General features: G+C 32.2%; 20 protein-coding genes. 5 read left to right on the top strand and 15 right to left on the bottom strand.

Annotation, left to right across the window (positions count from 1 at the left end; translation table 11 throughout):
* Positions 1-19: 19 nt before the first annotated feature.
* Entirely contained in the window at positions 20-550 is a 531-nt protein-coding gene (locus H527_RS0100325) for a DUF4136 domain-containing protein (protein WP_027410863.1), read from the bottom strand.
* A gap of 79 nt (positions 551-629) precedes the next feature.
* Positions 630-800, bottom strand: coding sequence for a C1orf53 family protein (locus tag H527_RS24165; RefSeq protein ID WP_162143799.1), 171 nt, complete (start codon positions 798-800; stop codon positions 630-632).
* Positions 801-828: 28 nt separating this feature from the next.
* Between H527_RS24165 and H527_RS0100335 the strand changes: the two genes are divergently transcribed.
* The 4 genes from H527_RS0100335 to hemL are packed head-to-tail and all read left to right on the top strand — an operon-like array spanning position 829 to position 4,287.
* Positions 829-1,155, top strand: a complete 327-nt coding sequence (locus H527_RS0100335) for a hypothetical protein (protein WP_027410864.1) — start codon at positions 829-831, stop codon at positions 1,153-1,155.
* Positions 1,156-2,103 (top strand): 1-aminocyclopropane-1-carboxylate deaminase/D-cysteine desulfhydrase, encoded by a 948-nt coding sequence (locus H527_RS0100340; protein ID WP_081414523.1) that lies wholly within the window; start codon positions 1,156-1,158, stop codon positions 2,101-2,103. It abuts the gene before it with no gap.
* A gap of 2 nt (positions 2,104-2,105) precedes the next feature.
* Positions 2,106-2,999 (top strand): glucosaminidase domain-containing protein, encoded by an 894-nt coding sequence (locus tag H527_RS21050; RefSeq protein ID WP_035087026.1) that lies wholly within the window; start codon positions 2,106-2,108, stop codon positions 2,997-2,999.
* A 1-nt stretch (position 3,000) separates the two neighbouring features.
* Positions 3,001-4,287, top strand: a complete 1,287-nt coding sequence (gene hemL, locus H527_RS0100350; RefSeq protein WP_027410866.1) for a glutamate-1-semialdehyde 2,1-aminomutase — start codon at positions 3,001-3,003, stop codon at positions 4,285-4,287.
* Between the two features lie 168 nt (positions 4,288-4,455).
* Here hemL and H527_RS0100355 read toward each other — a convergent pair whose 3' ends face one another.
* The 3 genes from H527_RS0100355 to H527_RS0100365 form a co-directional block, all read right to left on the bottom strand.
* On the bottom strand, positions 4,456-5,871 hold the full coding sequence (locus H527_RS0100355) for a COG3014 family protein (protein ID WP_027410867.1): 1,416 nt from the start codon (positions 5,869-5,871) through the stop codon (positions 4,456-4,458).
* A gap of 72 nt (positions 5,872-5,943) precedes the next feature.
* On the bottom strand, positions 5,944-6,528 hold the full coding sequence (locus H527_RS0100360) for a penicillin-binding protein activator LpoB (protein ID WP_027410868.1): 585 nt from the start codon (positions 6,526-6,528) through the stop codon (positions 5,944-5,946).
* Positions 6,529-6,577: 49 nt separating this feature from the next.
* Positions 6,578-6,961, bottom strand: coding sequence for a hypothetical protein (locus H527_RS0100365; RefSeq protein ID WP_027410869.1), 384 nt, complete (start codon positions 6,959-6,961; stop codon positions 6,578-6,580).
* Between the two features lie 250 nt (positions 6,962-7,211).
* Here H527_RS0100365 and H527_RS0100370 point away from each other — a divergent pair, with 250 nt between their 5' ends.
* Positions 7,212-8,186: an alpha/beta hydrolase family protein gene (locus H527_RS0100370; RefSeq protein WP_027410870.1), complete on the top strand. Its 975-nt coding sequence runs from the start codon at positions 7,212-7,214 to the stop codon at positions 8,184-8,186.
* 99 nt (positions 8,187-8,285) lie between these two features.
* Here H527_RS0100370 and H527_RS21055 read toward each other — a convergent pair whose 3' ends face one another.
* The 10 genes from H527_RS21055 to H527_RS0100420 form a co-directional block, all read right to left on the bottom strand.
* Positions 8,286-8,846 (bottom strand): TIR domain-containing protein, encoded by a 561-nt coding sequence (locus H527_RS21055; RefSeq protein ID WP_051316565.1) that lies wholly within the window; start codon positions 8,844-8,846, stop codon positions 8,286-8,288.
* A 109-nt stretch (positions 8,847-8,955) separates the two neighbouring features.
* The gene (locus H527_RS0100380; protein WP_027410871.1) at positions 8,956-9,444 is read right to left on the bottom strand and encodes a hypothetical protein; all 489 of its coding nucleotides are present in this window, start codon (positions 9,442-9,444) and stop codon (positions 8,956-8,958) included.
* A gap of 90 nt (positions 9,445-9,534) precedes the next feature.
* Positions 9,535-10,542: an SAM-dependent methyltransferase gene (locus H527_RS22915; protein ID WP_051316566.1), complete on the bottom strand. Its 1,008-nt coding sequence runs from the start codon at positions 10,540-10,542 to the stop codon at positions 9,535-9,537.
* Positions 10,543-10,646: 104 nt separating this feature from the next.
* Positions 10,647-11,525, bottom strand: coding sequence for a hypothetical protein (locus H527_RS0100390; protein WP_027410872.1), 879 nt, complete (start codon positions 11,523-11,525; stop codon positions 10,647-10,649).
* A 283-nt stretch (positions 11,526-11,808) separates the two neighbouring features.
* Positions 11,809-12,489 carry a type 1 glutamine amidotransferase domain-containing protein gene (locus H527_RS0100395; RefSeq protein ID WP_373297402.1) on the bottom strand — a complete coding sequence of 227 codons (681 nt, stop codon included), beginning with the start codon at positions 12,487-12,489 and terminating at the stop codon, positions 11,809-11,811.
* A gap of 183 nt (positions 12,490-12,672) precedes the next feature.
* A complete protein-coding gene (locus tag H527_RS0100400) occupies positions 12,673-13,239 on the bottom strand; it encodes a Crp/Fnr family transcriptional regulator (RefSeq protein WP_027410874.1) in 567 nt (188 codons plus the stop codon).
* Positions 13,240-13,373: 134 nt separating this feature from the next.
* Positions 13,374-13,967 (bottom strand): TetR/AcrR family transcriptional regulator, encoded by a 594-nt coding sequence (locus H527_RS0100405; RefSeq protein ID WP_027410875.1) that lies wholly within the window; start codon positions 13,965-13,967, stop codon positions 13,374-13,376.
* 11 nt (positions 13,968-13,978) lie between these two features.
* Positions 13,979-15,397, bottom strand: a complete 1,419-nt coding sequence (locus H527_RS0100410) for an efflux transporter outer membrane subunit (RefSeq protein WP_027410876.1) — start codon at positions 15,395-15,397, stop codon at positions 13,979-13,981.
* Between the two features lie 5 nt (positions 15,398-15,402).
* Positions 15,403-18,540 carry an efflux RND transporter permease subunit gene (locus H527_RS0100415; RefSeq protein WP_027410877.1) on the bottom strand — a complete coding sequence of 1,046 codons (3,138 nt, stop codon included), beginning with the start codon at positions 18,538-18,540 and terminating at the stop codon, positions 15,403-15,405.
* A gap of 25 nt (positions 18,541-18,565) precedes the next feature.
* On the bottom strand, positions 18,566-19,696 hold the full coding sequence (locus H527_RS0100420) for an efflux RND transporter periplasmic adaptor subunit (RefSeq protein WP_027410878.1): 1,131 nt from the start codon (positions 19,694-19,696) through the stop codon (positions 18,566-18,568).
* Positions 19,697-19,708 lie beyond the last annotated feature (12 nt).

Here is a 19,708-nt window from a genome sequence, read left to right on the forward strand (position 1 = left end):
CTTACGTAATTTATACTCCTTAATTTTCCTGAGGCGGGTATTTCTCCAAAATCGCTGCAACGATTTCATTTACCTTCTCTTGTTTTCTGTTTACATCTTGAGTTAATGCAGATGTACCCATTCCTTGCCAAATTAATTCTTTTTTAGAAGCATCAATAAGATCTATATATAAAGTTCCTTGTGTAGTGGTTGAAACTGTGTTATAACCAGTTCCCCAAAACCAAGGATTCCACCCCCAACCATATCCCCAACCGTAGTTGTTTTGGTAGATATTTACATTTTCTTTAGTTTTTGTAAAAATACTTATCAACATATCTGGATTAGATGATTTTGTAAATCCTTTTGCTGTCATATCTGCTTCGATAGCTCTTAAGATTCGTTTTTTGTCTAGGTCACTAATTTCTGCTTTGTCTATTCCTGGCTTGTAAAAGGCGAAACTTTTATAAGTATTAAAATTGGCCTGCTTATCATAATCCGAGGCAACACGCACAGTAGAGCAAGAACTAAGAGTTATGATAAAGATTAAGGATAAAAGTGATGAAAATTTCATAATCCTTGTGTTTTAAACGTTTAACAATAGATTTTTATAAAAATAATATCAATAATTGTACCGTTAAAAAAAAGTTTTTTTAAGAGTAACTGTTGGTTTTTTTATCATACCCATAAGGACAGTGTCTGCAACCACTCTCACAACAATAACCTCTTCTTAGGTGATATTGTTCTGTAAAACATCGATATCCTTCTGGAGTGATGTAATAATCTCCTTCTTTTGGAGTTAATACTTTTTTAGAGTTATTCATATTTACAAAAATAGTATCTTGCAGTTATATGCCCATAATCGTTAACAAATATTTGATAGGTCGTCATTTTGTGGGTATTGCCCTATGGCCTTTTATCGTGATAAATAATTCTTTTCTTAAAAAAGATGATGCTTTTATTAATCATGAAAAAATTCACATTAGGCAACAGGCAGAATTATTGGTTATACCTTTTTATGTTTTTTATCTCATTGAGTATATCATTAGAGTAATTAGATATCGAAATTCACAAAAGGCATATCGTAATATTTCTTTTGAGAGAGAGGCATATTATAACGAAGATAACCTTAATTATCTTAAAACAAGAAAACCCTGGACTTTTATTAAATATCTGTAAATGCATATTTTTTCTTCGGAAATACCAACTTCAAAAACTCAAACCATTACCCATCCTATTTTGGATACAGCAAAAGTTTTTCTTGATATTAAACGAGAAGATCAGATTCATAAAGAAGTTTCAGGTAATAAATTCCGAAAATTAAAGTATAACCTTTTAGAAGCTAAAAAAAAAGGACATAATACTGTTCTTACTTTTGGTGGAGCATATAGTAATCATATTGCAGCAACAGCGGCGGCAGGAAAAATTATAGGAGTACAAACCATAGGAGTTATACGTGGAGAAGAATTAGCGGGAAATCTTGAAAAAACACTATCTGAAAACGATACCTTACGATTGGCTTTTGATGCTGGGATGCATTTTAAATTTATAAGTAGAGAGATGTATCGAGATAAATCATCTACTAGCTTTTTAGAACAATTAAAAAATGAATTTAGTTCTTGTTTTATTATACCTGAAGGAGGAACTAATGCTCTGGCAGTAAAAGGTTGTGAGGAAATACTTACGTTAAATGATACGGTTTACGATATTATTTGCTGTGCAGTGGGAACAGGAGGAACCATAGCAGGGGTTATTAATAGCACTAATAGTAATCAATCTGTTCTTGGTTTTCCTGCGTTAAAAGGAAATTTTCTTTCTACTGATATTAAAAAATACACTTCAAAAACAAATTGGAAACTTATTAATGATTATCATTTTGGAGGGTATGGTAAAATAAATAGAGAACTTGTAGAGTTTATCAATACATTTAGTGAAGAACAACATATTACATTAGATCCTATTTATACCGCTAAGATGATTTTTGGTATTTTTGATAGGATACAAAAAGGTGTTTTTAAGAAAAATACTCGTATTTTAGCCATTCATACTGGTGGTTTGCAAGGGATAGCTGGGATGAATAAGAAACTAGAGAAAAAAAAACTACCCCTTATTACAATTGGATATTAAAAATGAGGAAATTTATTTTACTGTTATGTATTGCTACATTTATGATTTCTTGTGGAGGAAGCAAAAAAGTAACATCTTCGAGAACAATAAGACCAAAGCCAAATAGAACTATTATTACCAGTACCGAACGGAGTATTACAAAGGTAGTAATACCCGATGATGTTGTCGAAGAACCTAAAGAAAAACCTTTGCCAGTATTGTCTTATAAAGACAAGATACAGCGATATATTTATGAGTTCTCTGAAATTGCCAAAAGTGAAATGAAAACTTATGGGATACCTGCAAGTATAACTCTAGCTCAAGGGATTCTAGAATCTGGAGCAGGATATGGAGAACTTACACAAAGAGCAAAAAATCATTTTGGGATAAAATGTCATGAGTGGACAGGAGATAGAGTGTATCACGATGATGATCGTTCTCAAGAGTGTTTTAGAAAATATAAGGCAGCAAGTGAATCTTTTAGAGATCATTCTTTGTTTTTAAGAGATAGAAAAAGATATTCCAGACTATTTACTTTTAATAAAAAAGACTATAAATCGTGGGCGAGAGGTTTACGAGAAGCAGGGTATGCCACTGATAAAAAATATCCTCAAAAACTTATTTCTATCATAGAGCGATATCAATTAACTAAATATGATGATGAAGTTTTGGGAAGAAGGGCTCCGAAAACAGAAGATAATGATGTGGATAAAGTAATTACTGTAATAACAACAGTACCTAACAATACGGCTTATACTGTTCAAAAAGGAGATACTTTATATTCTATTTCGAGAAGATATAAGATTTCTATAAAAGAACTTAAAACATATAACAAATTAGTAGATAACCATATAAAAATCGGTCAAGTACTTAAAGTAACAGCAGCCGATCAAGAAGAGGAAGAAGATTTTAATTAATATGATCTATAAAAGAAGTAGTGCATTATTTGCAGAAGCACAAAAAGTGATCCCAGGTGGAGTTAACTCACCGGTACGAGCCTTTAAAGCAGTAGGAGGAGATCCTATATTTGTTAAAGAAGCTAAAGGAGCATATTTGTATGATGAAGATGGTAATCGATTAATCGATTATATCAATTCTTGGGGGCCTATGATTTTAGGTCACGCACATCCACCAGTAGTGGACGCAATTATTGATAAAGCTAAAAAAGGAACCAGTTTTGGAATGCCTACCGAGATCGAAACAGAGATTGCTGAGCTTGCTGTGGCAATGGTGCCTAATATAGATAAAATAAGATTTGTAAATTCAGGTACAGAGGCTTGTATGAGTGCAGTTAGACTTGCGCGAGGGTATACAGGTAGAGATAAGATAATCAAATTTGCAGGATGCTATCATGGGCACAGCGATTCTTTTTTGATACAAGCAGGTAGTGGCGCTGTTACTTTTGGAAGTCCTAATAGCCCAGGAGTAACTAAAGGAACAGCACAAGATACTTTATTAGCAAAGTATAATGATTTACAAAATGTAGAAAGTATTATACGGTCTAATAAAGAAGAAATAGCTTGTATCATAATAGAACCTGTAGCAGGAAACATGGGGTGTATACCACCAGTAAAAGGATTTCTAGAAGGGTTAAGAGATTTGTGCAATGCTAATAAAATTTTATTGATTTTTGATGAGGTGATGACTGGTTTTAGATTAGCGAAAGGAGGGGCACAGGAACTTATGAAGGTAAATGCTGATATTGTTACTTTTGGTAAGGTAATAGGTGGAGGTCTGCCAGTAGGGGCATTTGCAGCTCGATCAGAAATTATGGATTATCTGGCACCATTAGGACCAGTTTATCAAGCAGGAACCTTAAGTGGTAATCCTTTGGCAATGTCAGCAGGGTTAACAATGCTTACCGAATTAAATAAAAAATCTGAAATATTTAAAAGCCTAGCAGATAAGACTGAATATCTACATAAAGGGATTGCTAGTGTTTTAGAAGAAGAAAATATCGTACATACTATTAATAGAATAGGATCTATGATTTCAATTCATTTTGATAAGGATGCTGTGGTAGATTTTGATTCTGCAGTAAAAGGAGATAATGAAACGTTTAAAAAATTTTTCCATGGGATGTTAGATAATGGTATCTATATTGCGCCAAGTGCTTTTGAAACATGGTTTATTACAGATGCTCTTACCTATGCAGATCTCGATATAACAATTGCTGCTGTAAAAAAAGTAGCTAAGACGCTTTGATCCATATTGTGGAGTTAATTTCGAAACTTGAATCAAAAATGAAAGAGAAAGTTTCTGCTTAACACCTCGTGGAATTGATTTGGGGTTACTAATTAAATTATAGACGCTCTTGTTTTGAAACCCGAATTATAGATAACAGGTTTAAGTAAGAATTAATATTACTTTTTCTTAATAAGGATTAGGAGTAGATATTTCTGGGGTTGTTATTTTTTCAAATAGAATATCACCAGTTCCTTGAATATTGATTTCTATCGTACTTGAAACTTGTTGATTTGATTTTAAAGAAACAGTTAATTTGTTTTCTCCTGTTTTTAAAGGTATTCGAGAGTAGAATATTTTGTTAGGCAAACTTTGCCAGTTACGCGTGTCGGCCCCTTCTGTTAAGGCATTAAACACGCCTAATAAAGCACCAAGGTCACTATTTTGGTTTTTAACTACATATTCAGAAACTTTTTTTGTTCCTAATCGTAAAGCTACTTTTCCTATTTCTCGCAAAGTTCTATCTTTTAAAGTTTTAAAAGCAATTTCCTCATAATTTTGTGTTAGCTGAAAAGGATAATATGTGCTGTCTATTTGTGCTTCGGCAGAGTTATAAAGAGATGGTCTGCTAACATATTTAGGAAAAGCAACATTAAAAATATCTAGATCCGAAAAATCAGACCTATTATTTCCTCCTGTTGGTATTGGTAGTGGTAAGTTTAAAGACAGGTCTTCATTAATAATAGTTAAAAATCCAATATCATTGCCTGGTAGGATTGTAAAAGTATAGTACGTTTCATCTTTATAAGGGGCTAATCCATTTTCCCAAAAGAGTATAGCTTCTCCACCTTTTGTGATTTTTTTAGGTATATATGAGGTATTCAATAGCTTTTCATAGCGTTCAACTACATCTATAAACCCCATTACATTTGCGGTATGTAACATGTCTTGGCATAGCTGATGGGGTATGGTAACCCCGATGTAAGTACCTTGGTTTTTTAAATATAGATCTACTGCATTTCGATATGCAATAAATGCATTGTTAATATCTCCAGAGGCCTCGTATAATAAGCCTTGTAAAATATGTGCAAATGCATCATCATTATACCTGTTCTTTTTTTCAGGAGGGTAACTTTCGTTTATTTTTTGTAATTGTAATGAAATACGTTTGGCTTCTACAATTGCTTCATCATATTTGTTTAAAAACATATAGTTAAGTGCTTTGTAGTAATGTATTGCTACTTTTTCAAAATCTTCTCCTTGATATGTTTCTTTTTGTGGATTTAAAAGAACCCCCAGAATTTGGTTTCCTATTGCTTTTTTATTGGATTCTATAAACAGATCGGCTTCATTAAAAAGTGAATTACTTAGAGTATAATCATTAGCTAAGTATGCCAATTTTCCTTTTTCTAATAAGTATAGAAGATGGTTTCTGGGTTTTCCTAAAAATTTATTTTTTTCGATTACCTCCAAAGCACCTTGCATATCACCTTCTTGTACCTTTGCCTGAAAAAGTGTGCTCTTAGTATGATAGCTACCACAGTTACTTAATAGTGCTAAAAGACAGCATAATAGTATAGTACGAAAGATAATTTTTATTGGCATCCTGATCAATTATCAAAAAAGCTTTCTTTAAGAAAGCTTAGTTTTTTTTGTTTGAAAGTATTGGGTTAAGAATTAGTTTTTAACAAACTTTTTTATTTTTTTATCTCCAATCCATACTTTTTCATTGGTTTGGATATTAGTTAGTTCCAAGTCAATTTGGTAGTATACTACTTTGTCTCTTTTGTGAGCATCTACTATAGAATTAATATTTCCTTGTAGCATATAGTCTGCTCCTGTTTCTAAACCAAATTTTTTAACAGTAGACATAGATGCGTTGTCTTGTTGGTCAGCACGTTCTCCTCTTAATTCTTCACGCATTTTACCGCCTTGTACAACTCTAACCTTTTGTCGTTGGATAAAAGCTTTTTCTATATCTTTAATAAAGGTTTCACTCTCGATATGCTCGTGTGATTTGTTTCGTATTAAACCAACTATAACTACAGGTTTTTTTCCTTTTTCCTGAAGATGATCTGTAATCCAGTTACCAGTAAGTACTTCTTGAGTAAGTTCTTCTGCTGCAAAGCGTGAATCAGTATCATTCCAGCGACCGCTAATATCAATTTGTGTATCTGGAGCTACACGAGTTATTTTTCTTGCGCAAGAAGTGGTTAAAGAAACTACCAGTACTACTGCTATAGCTGCGATTGATTTTCTCATTTTGTAATTTTATTTGATATATTTTAATTAGTGTGTTTTATGTGTGGGATTACCAAAGGATACATGCTCCTAAAATCCCTAGTGTTAACCAGTCATATCCATAAGATCTGTTTCCGTAATAAGATCCATAATCATGGTATGTGGTATTTTGGATACGTTGTAGTCTTCTTTCATGTCTCCAATATGCTCTTTGCGATCGATATTGTCTTCGTAAAGAGCGTAACTCTCTTTTTTCTTCCAATGGATCAATAGCTTTATAGGTTTCTTGTGCAGTCGTTCCTTGTTGTAGGGTATATTCCTGACTATTAGATAAAAACCTGTTCATAGCCTCTTTATAATTTGGGTTTTGATCTTCTACAAGTTCTGCTGTATCTTGCGCATAGCTTGTAACTCCTATAACGGTAAAAACGAATATTAGAAATATATTTTTCATAATGCGTATAAATTAATTCTTTATTTGTACTTCAATTATCACGCCAAAGATTAGGTGATTAACATCATTTTTTATTTGATTTTATTTTTTACTAATGACTCATAGCTTACTTTAAGGTCATTAATTACTATAGACAATATAAAAAACAAATGGTTGCATCTTTTTGTAAAGATAACATAGTATATTTAAATTATATAAGCTACGAGGTATATTAAATTGTTACCAAAAAGCAATAAAAATAAAAAAAAGAATGAAATGTTTTCATCTAATACTTTTCATATTACTATTTACAAATTGTCAGGCTCAAAATGATAAATTATTGATTCATAAGGAATTGGTTTCTGATTTATCGAATATTCCAATCTATCCAAAATTGATCCAAGAAATAAATGGCGAAACTGTTTGGAAAGAAGAGTTTAAATATATAGATAGTATAGAGATTTATAAAATTTCTTATTTGAGTGATGGTTTGAAAATCAATGGCTTAATGGTAAAACCTAAAGAAAAAGGAAATTATCCTTGTATAATTTATAACAGAGGAGGGAATAGAGAATTTGGTTCCTTAGGAATGATTCATGGGGTAAGAACATTAGGGCAAATAGCAAAGGAAGGATATGTTGTGATTGCAAGTCAGTACAGAGGAAATAAGGGGAGTGAAGGGAAAGAAGAATTTGGAGGAAATGAAGTAAATGATATTGTCGTACTTACAGAAGTCTTAAAAGAAATTGAATCGGCTAATACAGAAAATATAGGAATATATGGTTGGAGCAGAGGTGGGATGATGACATATATTGCATTAACAAAAACAGATAAGATTAAAGCCGTAGTTGTTGGGGGTGCAGTTTCAGATCACTACCAAACAATAAACGATAGACCAGAAATGGAAACTAAGGTATTAGCAGAATTAATTCCAAATTATAGAAACAATAAAGAAGAAGAATTGAATAAACGTTCTGCTATTAAATGGGTAGATAAATTTCCGAAAAATATACCAATATTAATGTTACATGGAAATTCGGATTGGAGGGTAAAACCCGAGCAAAGCTTAAAACTTGCATTAGAGTTTGAAAAATATAGAATTCCCTACAGATTAATAATGTTTGAAGGTGGAGATCACGGAATTTCTGAGCATCGAAAAGAAGTAAATGAACAAGTGATAAATTGGTTCGAACGATATTTGAAAAAGAATGAGCAGATTCCAAATATGGAATATCACGGAAGATAAAAAAAGAAAATAATGGAGAGTTTTATATACGAAACCAGAGTATTTTAAGTTTTTTCGGCAAAAAAAATACTAAACTAATTATTAAATAAGCGACAAACGCTAAGATGCTAACCATGCACCTAGCTCCATAACATTTCCATTAGGGAATTTAACATCATAAGTATCTGGTGTAATTACATTTTTTTGGATGTAAGGATATTTTTGTAAATATTCTGCTCCACCATAATCTGTATAATCTTCTCGTACAGGAAGAATAGCAATTTGATCTAAAGATTTTTGTGTACTAGCATATCGTATTTCCCATTTACATTGTTTGGATTGTATAGCATTTTCTGTAGCAAGAAAAATAAACTTTTTATTGTCTTTGATTTTACTTTCTATTTCTTGTTTTAAATGTTCTGGAGTATCCAAAGTATTGTTTTCTACATTTTCTTGCTTATTAAAGATGTAATCTGCATAAATAAGCACGCCAAATCCCTTTAAAAAATTAATTGCACTATCCAGCTCTTCGAGTTCCTCTTGTTTATAAGAAACAAATACAGATACTTTTAAAAATTTGGATTCTTCTTTAAAAAGCTGCAAACTTTCTGTAACGGGCTTGCTGTATATTCTGGCAGCATTTCTATATTGTAATAACCCATATTTAGGTAATATATTCATGAGTTTTATAATAACATTTTATAGGTATAGATAACGTATAGATACTATGTTTTGTTGTGGTTTTTAACGTTATCTTTAAGGATGTTGTATGATTACCCTTTTTTTAGAACTATAATTTATGAAAAACAATATACGCATGTAACGAGTGTATGATTACAAAAAATACCGAAAGAGATATGTATAGTGCCGGTAGATATTTAATTTTAAAAAAAGATTGATTACCTATCAACCCGATTCCAACAAACCAGATAATAGTAGTATATGCGGGAGCCATAAAACCTATAAGGCTTTCAGACCAATTACAATTGGGGCATACTATCATTACTATCCACGAAAGAAAATACAATGCCAAACCAATACAGTAGATTATAAATCCAATTTTTTGCAGTTTTGTTTTTAAAGAAAGCACCATTATTGCTGGTAATGCCAGTACAATAACTTTAGATATGTTTTCACTATATTTTATTAGCAGAGGGATATCTTCCCAGAGTGCATCGTTGCCATATCCTTTTGGGAGATAATTTATAAAAACAATATTCCATATAAAGATTGAGATGAGTAGTAAGAAACATGTGGACAGGTATTTGTTTACTCGCATACATTTGTATTTTTTAGTATTTATACGTTCCGTTTACTATACTTTTTTTAGGAAATGCGATAGTATAAAGCTTAGTTTCTTCATTTTTTATTAATTTAATTGATATTCGATCCCAGGATTATCATCTATCTTATACTTTATCGTAACCTTGTTTTTTTGAGTGGGAACAGAAAAATCTTCTAAGATCAAAGGGGTGGTTAATCCACTTTGCTGAATACTGATTTTATCTTTTCCAAACACTTGTATTTCTGTAAGGACTGCAAGTTGATTAAAGTCTTTTAAGTGTTCTAATGGTATGGATATTTGCTTTTCAGGAAAACTTAGTCTTCCATTACGTAGTGTTGATGTTTGGTTGTAATCGACTATTTTCTTTCTGTTTAAAGTAAAGAAATCTCCCAGACGTATACAATAGTCCTCTTCATTAGTGTTTTCTTGCCTTTCAGATAATTTTATCATATTTAACAAACAAAGATCTAATGTAATATCTTCAGGAATCAAAATAGCTTCTTCTTTGATTTGATTCATAATATTTATTACTATGGGGACTTGCTGTTCCTTTTCTAGTGCTCGTTGCATGGTTTCACTTATAACAATGTCTATATCTTCTTTTGGATCTATAACATAGATGGTGGCATCCTCATTTACACTTGCTTTAATATATCCTGAAAACCCTAATGTCTCGATTACATGATTTACGCTATTAAAACTTACTTCGTTTATTTCTAGCAGGGTGCATTGCACTTCCTCTTTACTATACGTAGCTAATACTGGTAGTAATAGAGTCGCAAAAGGACCAGTGCCTGCATAAAAAATATGTACAGGATCTTTTTTAGTTTTTTTCACATGTTCTATAGCATTAAAAAGTCCTTTGATAAATGTTTTTGTACGAATAGGATCTTTTATACATAGTGCTGCCGAAGTAGTCCCTAAAGCTTTTCCGTTTTCGAAATGAATATCATTTTTATTCAAATCATCTTCCAAATGTATATTAGATATTTCAAAAGCTAAAGCGGTGTAATCCCGTATGGTTTCAGATAGTTCTAAATAATCGGTTTGTTCTTTGCACAGTACTGCAGCAATTTTTTTAAGTCTTTCCATGTTTTTATTTAGATATTCTACGGGGATAAAGGTCAGGGTACTATCTATTATTTTTTAATAGTAATACGTATTAGTTAATATCTTTAACAGTCGGTTTTATGTTCTTATACAGGTATTGGGTTAGGAACACAATTAGCAACCAAAGGGGTGTCTAAATCTCCTGTAGCAAGATAATTGCAATATGCTTGCGTAACATATATATCGCATCCACCGGGTGGGTTCGTATCGTTACCAGGAGGTGCAGAGTTTGCAGCAGCTTGTGCCTTGGCTAATGTATACGGTGGTGATCCTTGTGGATTAGATGCTAAAGAAAGTTGCGATACATTCGATCCATAGCACATTAGATACCCTGCTACTGCCGCTCCGGTTCTGTTTACTCCAGAATCACAATGTATATAAATGATTGCATTTGTAATAGAACTAATGGTGGTAGGAAAGGTTGCGGGTAGGCTCGTTATGTTATTGGTAAGTGTGTTTCGAATTGCAGGTACTAATCCCGAATAGTTAAATTGGGTAGTGCCAGATCCAATAGAATTGGCTGGAGACACAGGCCATGTGCCATTAGCAGTGGTTGGCGGTGTACCACCTATAGCTTGTATTGGCCAGTATATCATTATACCAGAGTTATTAGTTATGGTAGAAGGAATGTATGTTGGATATGGCCCAGACTCTCCATTAAGAGTAGGGGGTGTGTCGGTAAACCAAGTCATCTCTGAAGTTACAATACGATCATCTTTATGACCAGGAGCAAAACCAATTAAACAAAAATCTACTACAAGAGGGTTTTTTGCAAGTTGTATCCCTGTGCCCGTAAAGTTAGGGTCTTTTTTGATGGCTGCTGTTAGATCTGAAATAGTGAAATTAGAAGCTCCAAAGGCAGAGCTGCCACGAACTAGTATATTGTTATTGGTAGTGTCATAATCAACTACCCGAACAGATTCTGAAATAAAATTTCCGTGACCGTGTTTTTTTTTAATATCCATGATTTAAAATAAGAGGTTAAAAGAGAATGCTATCTTTTTTAAAATTATGGATTATTTTTTACATAGAAATAAAAAACCTCATTCTATAAGAGTAATTTATAGAATGAGGTTGTGTAAATAATCAGGTTTTTAATTCTGCATTAAAAAGGAGACTCCTTAGAGCGAACTCTACGTTTTTTGACTAGGATCTCTCACTCTCTCATTAAGGATTTAATTACTTCGGCTTTGCCTCAAAAAAGGAAATATATTTTTTAGAAGCATAATTCAGGTTTCAGAAATGGTACTAGTTTAATTTTTTTAATAACATCTCGGCTACTAATTCTGAAGAGGCTGGATTTTGACCAGTAATTAATAATCCATCTTCTATCGCGTATGGTGCCCAGTCTTGACCTTTAGAATAGATTCCTCCGTTATTTTTTAACATATCTTCTACTAAAAAAGGAACTATTGATGTAAGCTGTACTGCTTCTTCTTCACTATTCGTAAAACCTGTAACTTTTTTGCCATTCACTAATGGTTTTCCGTCTACTCCTTTTGTGTTTTTAAATACGGCAGGTGCGTGACATACTGCTGCTACTGGTTTATTGTTTGTGTAAAAAGATTCAATTAAAGCGATAGAGTTTTTGTCTTCTGCCAAATCCCATAATGGGCCGTGCCCTCCTGGATAAAAAATAGCATCATAATCTGCTTGTTGTATATCTTCTAATTTTACAGTATTTGCTAAAATAGCTTGTGTTTCTTTATCAGTATCAAATCTTTTGGTAGCTGGGGTAGCAAAATCTTCAGAAGCACTTTTAGGATCTATTGGGGGTTGTCCTCCTTTTGGAGATGCCAAAGTAATCTCTATTCCTTTATCTTTTAGTGCATAATATGGTGTTGCAAATTCCTCGATCCAAAATCCCGTTTTTTCTCCGGTGTTTCCTAGATCTTCATGACTGGTTAATACAAATACTACTTTTTTCATGTCTTTTGTTTTTTCAATTTTAAGATGTTCTTTTTCTACAGTTTTTGTATCCTCTTTATGTTTGTTACAAGAGGCAAATACTAGAGATATCACTAATACACTAAGTGTTTTTTTCATGGGATGTACTTTTTTGATCAAAAGTAACCGATAGATTTCTCTAAAAAATTGATGTAGGATAAGAAACTATTTTTTTGCAATTTCTTTACGTATCCTGCTTAGACTTTCTGTAGTGATACCAAGATACGAGGCAATATGGTAGTTTTTTACTTGCTGTTCTATATTTGGATAGGTTTTGGTAAAGTTAATATACCGTTCTTTGGCAGGTTGGGATAGGTTGGCAAGGATTCTTTTTTGAAAACTCACAAAAGAGCGTTCCATTTTTTTTCTGAAAAAACGTTCTATTTTTGGAATTTGGTCATAGGTTTCTTCGATATCTTTTTTTGCAATTTTAAATAAGGTAGCATCCTCAATACACTCTATGGTTAATACTGATTTTGTTTCAGAAAAATATCCAATGTAGTCACTGATCCACCAATCTTTAATAGCAAATTGTATGGTGTGTTCTTTTCCTTGCGGATCTATAAAATAGGTTCGTAAACATCCGAAGTATACATAGTATTGATGTGTAACGGTTTCATTAGTGTGCAATACAATATCTCCTTTTTTAAAGTGCACTTTTTTAAACGTATTCTCGATACGATCTGTTTCTTGTTTTGTAAGTGTGATTCCTTTAAAAATTTCGAGTATCATTTTTTTAGTTTTACTTATCATTTTTTAGATATTTGACAGAATGATAAAACCATTAGTTGAATGTAATTTGTAGGGGATAATATTAGCCTAAGTTAACATAAGAGGAGGGAATAGAATATTAATTTTTATAAAAATTAATCAAAATAAGAATTGGAGTAATTATTCGTAATTATTCCTTTCAGATTATAGATAACTAAATGTTTAAATAGTTTTTCTTTTGTAAATAATTCGAATAAATTATTCTCTTTAAATACGAGGTTGTCAATTCTAAAAAAATAAATCTTCACTATTAATTCTAAATTAACTTCTTTTTTTATGTTTCTGGCTTCTTGGGCTTGCTTCAGTAAATTATAAACTATAGAGTTAGCTAATTCTTTAGTGAAATCATCAAATAATCGACTGGCTTTTGGATAATACTTTTCTAATCCAAAAAGAAAAGAGGGTTTAATATATCTTAAATAGTCAAACCCTCTTTGATAAATTAAAATAACACTTAAAATAGGATCATTACTGTTATTAATAATAATCCTATTTATATCTTCTCTATACTCATTTAATAATATTTCTAAACTACAGGTAACTAAGTCTTCTTTATTTTTGAAAAATGTATAAATAGTTTTTTTAGAAATACCAAGCTTGTTTGCTAACTCATCTAAAGTTACATGTTTACTTCCGTATTGGGTAAACATTGTTATAGAACATTTTAATAATTCCGCTTTAGTAATCATGTTAACGTATTTTATCTCCAACCACCACCAAGTGCTTCGTACAAATCTACAATAGTCACTAATTGTTGTAGTTTGCTATCTATAATGTTAAGTTCTGCTTTTAATGCACTTTGTCTTGCTGTTAATAGATCTAAGTAATTTGCGTAACCGCTTTTAAGTAACTCTTCAGAATTTGTTTCGGCTGCACGTAAGGCTTCGACTTCATTTTTTATAAATTCGATTTTTTTAGTTTCAGATTCATAAGAAAATAAGGCATTAGATACTTCATTTCCTGCAATTAACAATGTCTTTTTAAACAGAAGTAAAGCTTGTTCTTGTTGTGTAATAGCAACTTCTTTTTGAGTTTTTAGTTTACGTTGATTAAAAAGAGGCTGTGTTAAACCGCCAACAATGGTTGCAAATAAGGAACTCGCGCTAAATAACTTATCTAATTCTAAACTTTGTAATCCACCAGAAGCTGTTAATTTTAATGATGGATACAAGTTACTTTTGGCAACATTAGTAAGTTCAAAAGATTGAATTAAGCTATACTCTGCAAACATTACATCTGGTCTGTTACTTAATAACGTAGTTGGTATACCAAGTTTAATGTCTTGCTCTAATTTTTGAATATCTAAACTGTTTCTCTCAAAATGTTGTGCAGATTTACCTAATAAAATACTTAATGTATTTTCTGTTTTAAAAATAGCAGTTTCAATATCTACTTGTAATGCTTTTGCACTATTATATTGAGCTATATTTTGGTCTACTGCAACTTGCGTTACTTGTCCTGCATCTTTCAAATATTTAATAGTCTCTATACTACTTTCTCTATTCGTAATGGTCTGTTTAGTGATTTCTAATTGTGCATCTAAAGCTAATAAGTTGTAATAGGTATTTGCAATGCTAGAAATTAATTGTGTTTTTACTAACTGATGTCCTGCTACACTTTGCAAATAGGCTGCTTGAGTAGCTCTTTTACTACTACGTATTTTACCCCAAATATCAGCTTCCCAGGATAGGTTGGCTGTAATATCAAATTGATCTGTTGATCTGTTACTTAAGAATGCTCCAAACTGACTGTTTTTAGACAGTTCTTGATGTGTCCAGTTAGTACCAACATTTACTGATGGTAAATAACCAGCTTTACCTTGTTTTGCATACGCTTCGGCAGCTATCATTTGTTGGATGGCAATACGTATATCGATGTTGTTTTGTAAACCTTCTTCTATATACTGTTGAAGATATTGATCTGTAAATAAGGTTTTCCAAGATACATCAGCTATAGATAGACTATCTGTTGGTAAATTATCTGTTCTGTAAAGTGTTTCACTCACTGGTAATTCTGGCCTTACATAATCTTGTGCAACAAAACAGCTTTGTAATGTTAATACAACGACTAGTATTAGTGCTCCTTTACTGAAATTTCTATGTTTTATATTAATTTTCATTGTTTTTAATCTTCAATAGTTTGTACTGCTGGTTTACTTGATACTTTTTCTTGTAACCACTGAAATAATATAAATAAGATAGGAATAACAAAGACTCCTAAAATAGTTCCGATTAACATTCCTCCTGCAGCTCCTGTGCCGATGGAGTTGTTTCCTTCTGCTCCTACACCTTTTGCTAGTACTAATGGCATTAATCCCAAAATGAATGCAAATGAGGTCATTAAAATTGGACGTAAACGTGATTTTGCTCCATAGATGGCTGCATCAACAATGCTTTCTCCATTTTTTCGCCTTTGAAGGGCAAACTCTACAATTAAGATGGCATTTTTAGCGAGTAGTCCAATAAGCATGATTAATGCAATTTGAAAATAAATGTTGTTTTCTAACCCAAAAAATTTAGTACTTATATAAGCTCCGAATACACCAAACGGAATTGAAAACACAACCGCAAACGGTAATAAATAACTTTCGTATTGTGCGCTTAATAAAAAATATACAAATAGAATACTTAATACAAAAATGAAGGTTGTTTGGTTACCTGCACTTACCTCTTCACGGGTTAAACCTGAATAAGCAATTGTGTAATTACTGGGTAATTTTGCAACTTCTTCCTCAATAACTCTAATCGCATCTCCTGTACTAAACCCTTGGTTTGTAGCTCCTGTTATTGTTGTAGAATTAAATAAGTTGAAACGTGTTACTGATTGTGGTCCATATACCCGTTTTAAGTTTACAAACTGTGTAATTGGAGACATTTCGCCAGAATCTGTTCTAACATACATGCTATTTAAAGAATTAACATCCGTTCTATCATCTGGTAAAGATTGAATGTATACTCTAAACTGTTTTCCGAATTTTGAAAAATCAGATGCATAAATCCCTCCAATATACCCTTGTAATGTTGAAAAAATGCTATTAATTGGCACCCCTTTTTCTTTTGCTAAAGGCACATTGATTTCCATTTCATATTGTGGATAATTAGTATTGAAAGAAGATTGAGCATATTTAATTTCTGGATGTTGCATTAAAGCCATTGCAAATTCTTTATTTGCTTTATCTAAGTCTGTAAATTCTCCACCAAACTTATCTAATAAATTTACCTCAAAACCTGCAGAGTTACCAAAACCACGAATACTTGGTGGCGAGAAGAAAATAATGTTTGCTTCTGGCATTGTTGAAACAATCCCAAATAATTTACCTGTAATGGCTTGTACAGATAATGATGGATCTTCACGTTTGCTCCAGTCAGCTAATTTTATAATACCAAAACCGTAATTACTACCTGCTCCACTAATAAGGCTTCGACCTTTAATAAAGTTTACTGCAACTATACCATCAATGTCGTTTATTTTTCCATATAAAGTTCTGGCTACAGCATCTGTTCTGTCTAAAGATGCACCTGCTGGTAATTCAATATTTGCAAAAATAATACCTCTATCTTCATTAGGTACAAAACCTGTTGGTGTTGTTTTTGATGCCCAAAAAATTCCAACAATGGCTAATATTAATAATAAAGCAGGCACCCATTTTCTTTTGTATAAAAATTGAAGTGATTTACCATATCTTTCTACTGTAGCATTAAATCCACGATTAAATAATATGTAAAAACGTTTTAAAGGGCTTTTTCCTTTTAACTCTTTATCTTCTTTATGTTCTTTTAATAGTAAAGCACATAATGCAGGACTTAAAGTTAAGGCATTGACTGCCGAAATTAAAATGGCAATAATTAATGTTACACCAAATTGCTCATAAAATACGCCAGTTGGCCCAGATACAAATGTTACTGGAATAAATACTGCTGCCATTACCAAGGTAATAGATATGATGGCCCCAGATATTTCGTTCATGGCTGTTAGTGTTGCTTTTTTAGGGTTCTTTTCGCCTTCATCCATTTTGGCATGAACTGCTTCGACAACCACAATAGCATCATCCACCACAATACCAATAGCAAGTACTAATGCGAATAGTGTTAAAAGGTTGATAGAGTATCCAAAAATATTTAGAAAAAAGAAGGTTCCAATAATAGATACGGGTACTGCAATTGCAGGGATTAAAGTAGAACGGAAATCTTGTAAGAAAATAAACACAACTAAGAACACAAGTAAAAAGGCTTCTAATAATGTGCTTATTACTTTTTCAATAGATGCATTTAAAAATAAACTCGTATCATATGGTACAAAAACATTTAAACCATCAGGAAGGTCTTTTTTAACCGACTCTAAGGTGGTTTTAATGTTTTCAATAATTTCTCTTGCATTAGATCCTTTGGTTTGAAAAATCCCCATAAATACTGCGGGATTACCTAAACTCATAGCATTAGAAGAGTAGGACTGTGCATCTAATTCGATAGTTGCAACATCATTTAAACGAAGAAATTCTCCGTTTCCTAATGCTTTGATAATAATATTTCCATATTGTTTTTCTTCTTTAAAACGCCCACTGTATGTTAGGGTATATGAAAAAGCCTCTCCACTATTTTGCCCTAAAGATCCTGCGGCAGCTTCTAAATTTTGCTCTTTTAAAGCTGCTGTAATATCTGAGGGGATTAATTTATAAGCGGCTAGTTTTTCTGGCTTTAACCAAATACGCATGGTATAATCCTGTTGAGAGAAGACACTAACATCTCCAACACCACTAATACGTTGCATAGCTGGAATAACGTTTATTTTTAAATAGTTCTGAATAAATGTAGCGTCATAATCTTTACTTTCAGAATACATTGAGATAAACATTAAAGCACTTGTTTCTTGCTTTTGTGTGGTTACTCCTGTTTGAAGTACTTCTTGGGGTAATAATGAATTTGCTCTAGATACACGATTTTGAACGTTAACTGCTGCAATATCTGCATCCATTTCCTGATTAAAATAAACAGTAATTTCTGCAGTTCCTGTATTAGATGCAGTAGAGGTAATGTATGTCATCCCTTCTACACCATTAATTTGCTCTTCGATAGGGACAATTACACTTTCTAATACTGTTTCTGCATTGGCACCTGGATATGATGCTGTTACTTTAATTGTAGGAGGTGCAATATCAGGGTATTCTTCTATAGGTAAGCTGGTTATACTGATAACTCCTAGTATAACTATGATAATAGAGATTACTGTTGAAAGTACTGGTCTTTCAATAAATGTTTTTAACATGACTATTATTTTTGTTAGTTAGTTACTAGTTTTTAAATAATGTTTTTATTGGTTTAATAGCATCTTCAAAAGAAGTTTCTTGTGGCGAAATTTCCATTCCATTTCTTAATTTACCAACACCAAAAACTATAATTTTATCTTTTACATCTACCCCAGACTCTACAACATATAAGTTGTCTATTGTTGTTTTTACCTTTACAATAGAAGTTTTAACCTTGTTACCTTGATCTAACTTAAACAACATGATATTTCCTTGTTGCTCAAAAGTGGCTTTTTGCGGAATAACAATAGCGTTTTCATATACTGTTGGGATTCTTATTTTACCGCTATTACCATTAGTTAGTAACTGATTGGGGTTATTAAATACAGCCCTTAAACTTATCGTTCCTGTATTTTTATTTACTTGTCCTGTACTGGTTTCTATTTTACCTTTTTCAGAATATGTACTTCCGTTTGCTAAAACCAAATCTATAGCAGAATAATTAGCTAGTTTTTCTTTTAAATTTTGACCTTCAGCATTTTGTAAAAAGTCTAAATACTGGGTTTCGTTCAAACTAAAAAAGGCATACACTTTACTAATATTGCTAACGGTTGTTAATGCAGTAGGGTCACTTGGAGTAACCAACGTACCTTCTCTAAAATTAATAGCACCTACATAACCATCTACAGGGCTTTTTATAGTCCCGTAACCAATACTTGCAGATATACTACTATAATTAGCTTTTGCTTGTGCCAAATTAGCTTTTGCTGTTTCTAATTGTACAGGACTAATAATATTTTTTTCTACAAGTGGGATTAATTTATCTACCTCTACTTGTGCTACATTAATACGCGCTTTTGCTGCACCAGCATCTTGGTTTAAAGATTGTGTTTCTAATCTAAATAATACTTGACCTTTACGTACTTTTTGTCCTTCGTCTACTAATACTTTTTGAATATAACCAGGTACTTTTGCTCTTACATCACTGTTTACAATACCTTCTAGATTTGTTGGGTATTCTTGATATCCTGTTACTGTTTTTTGTTGCACTTGTGATACAGGAAACGGTGCTGGTGGCCCTTCCGCAATGGGTTGGTTATTAGTGCTTTTACCGCAACTTAAAGCAACTAAGAATAGACTTAGTGTTAGTAATGTATATGGTTTATTATTTTTCATTATTGATTGAGT

This window comes from Aquimarina muelleri DSM 19832, from assembly GCF_000430665.1.
Classification (GTDB): domain Bacteria; phylum Bacteroidota; class Bacteroidia; order Flavobacteriales; family Flavobacteriaceae; genus Aquimarina; species Aquimarina muelleri.

What these genes read in the sequence shown, in the direction of transcription:
- H527_RS0100325 (WP_027410863.1), bottom strand. Translation starts at nt 550, where the DNA reads ATGAAATTTTCATCACTTTTATCCTTAATCTTTATCATAACTCTTAGT.
- H527_RS24165 (WP_162143799.1), bottom strand. Translation starts at nt 800, where the DNA reads ATGAATAACTCTAAAAAAGTATTAACTCCAAAAGAAGGAGATTATTAC.
- H527_RS0100335 (WP_027410864.1), top strand. Translation starts at nt 829, where the DNA reads ATGCCCATAATCGTTAACAAATATTTGATAGGTCGTCATTTTGTGGGT.
- H527_RS0100340 (WP_081414523.1), top strand. Translation starts at nt 1,156, where the DNA reads ATGCATATTTTTTCTTCGGAAATACCAACTTCAAAAACTCAAACCATT.
- H527_RS21050 (WP_035087026.1), top strand. Translation starts at nt 2,106, where the DNA reads ATGAGGAAATTTATTTTACTGTTATGTATTGCTACATTTATGATTTCT.
- hemL (WP_027410866.1), top strand. Translation starts at nt 3,001, where the DNA reads ATGATCTATAAAAGAAGTAGTGCATTATTTGCAGAAGCACAAAAAGTG.
- H527_RS0100355 (WP_027410867.1), bottom strand. Translation starts at nt 5,871, where the DNA reads ATGCCAATAAAAATTATCTTTCGTACTATACTATTATGCTGTCTTTTA.
- H527_RS0100360 (WP_027410868.1), bottom strand. Translation starts at nt 6,528, where the DNA reads ATGAGAAAATCAATCGCAGCTATAGCAGTAGTACTGGTAGTTTCTTTA.
- H527_RS0100365 (WP_027410869.1), bottom strand. Translation starts at nt 6,961, where the DNA reads ATGAAAAATATATTTCTAATATTCGTTTTTACCGTTATAGGAGTTACA.
- H527_RS0100370 (WP_027410870.1), top strand. Translation starts at nt 7,212, where the DNA reads ATGAAATGTTTTCATCTAATACTTTTCATATTACTATTTACAAATTGT.
- H527_RS21055 (WP_051316565.1), bottom strand. Translation starts at nt 8,846, where the DNA reads ATGAATATATTACCTAAATATGGGTTATTACAATATAGAAATGCTGCC.
- H527_RS0100380 (WP_027410871.1), bottom strand. Translation starts at nt 9,444, where the DNA reads ATGCGAGTAAACAAATACCTGTCCACATGTTTCTTACTACTCATCTCA.
- H527_RS22915 (WP_051316566.1), bottom strand. Translation starts at nt 10,542, where the DNA reads ATGGAAAGACTTAAAAAAATTGCTGCAGTACTGTGCAAAGAACAAACC.
- H527_RS0100390 (WP_027410872.1), bottom strand. Translation starts at nt 11,525, where the DNA reads ATGGATATTAAAAAAAAACACGGTCACGGAAATTTTATTTCAGAATCT.
- H527_RS0100395 (WP_373297402.1), bottom strand. Translation starts at nt 12,489, where the DNA reads ATGAAAAAAGTAGTATTTGTATTAACCAGTCATGAAGATCTAGGAAAC.
- H527_RS0100400 (WP_027410874.1), bottom strand. Translation starts at nt 13,239, where the DNA reads ATGATACTCGAAATTTTTAAAGGAATCACACTTACAAAACAAGAAACA.
- H527_RS0100405 (WP_027410875.1), bottom strand. Translation starts at nt 13,967, where the DNA reads ATGATTACTAAAGCGGAATTATTAAAATGTTCTATAACAATGTTTACC.
- H527_RS0100410 (WP_027410876.1), bottom strand. Translation starts at nt 15,397, where the DNA reads ATGAAAATTAATATAAAACATAGAAATTTCAGTAAAGGAGCACTAATA.
- H527_RS0100415 (WP_027410877.1), bottom strand. Translation starts at nt 18,540, where the DNA reads ATGTTAAAAACATTTATTGAAAGACCAGTACTTTCAACAGTAATCTCT.
- H527_RS0100420 (WP_027410878.1), bottom strand. Translation starts at nt 19,696, where the DNA reads ATGAAAAATAATAAACCATATACATTACTAACACTAAGTCTATTCTTA.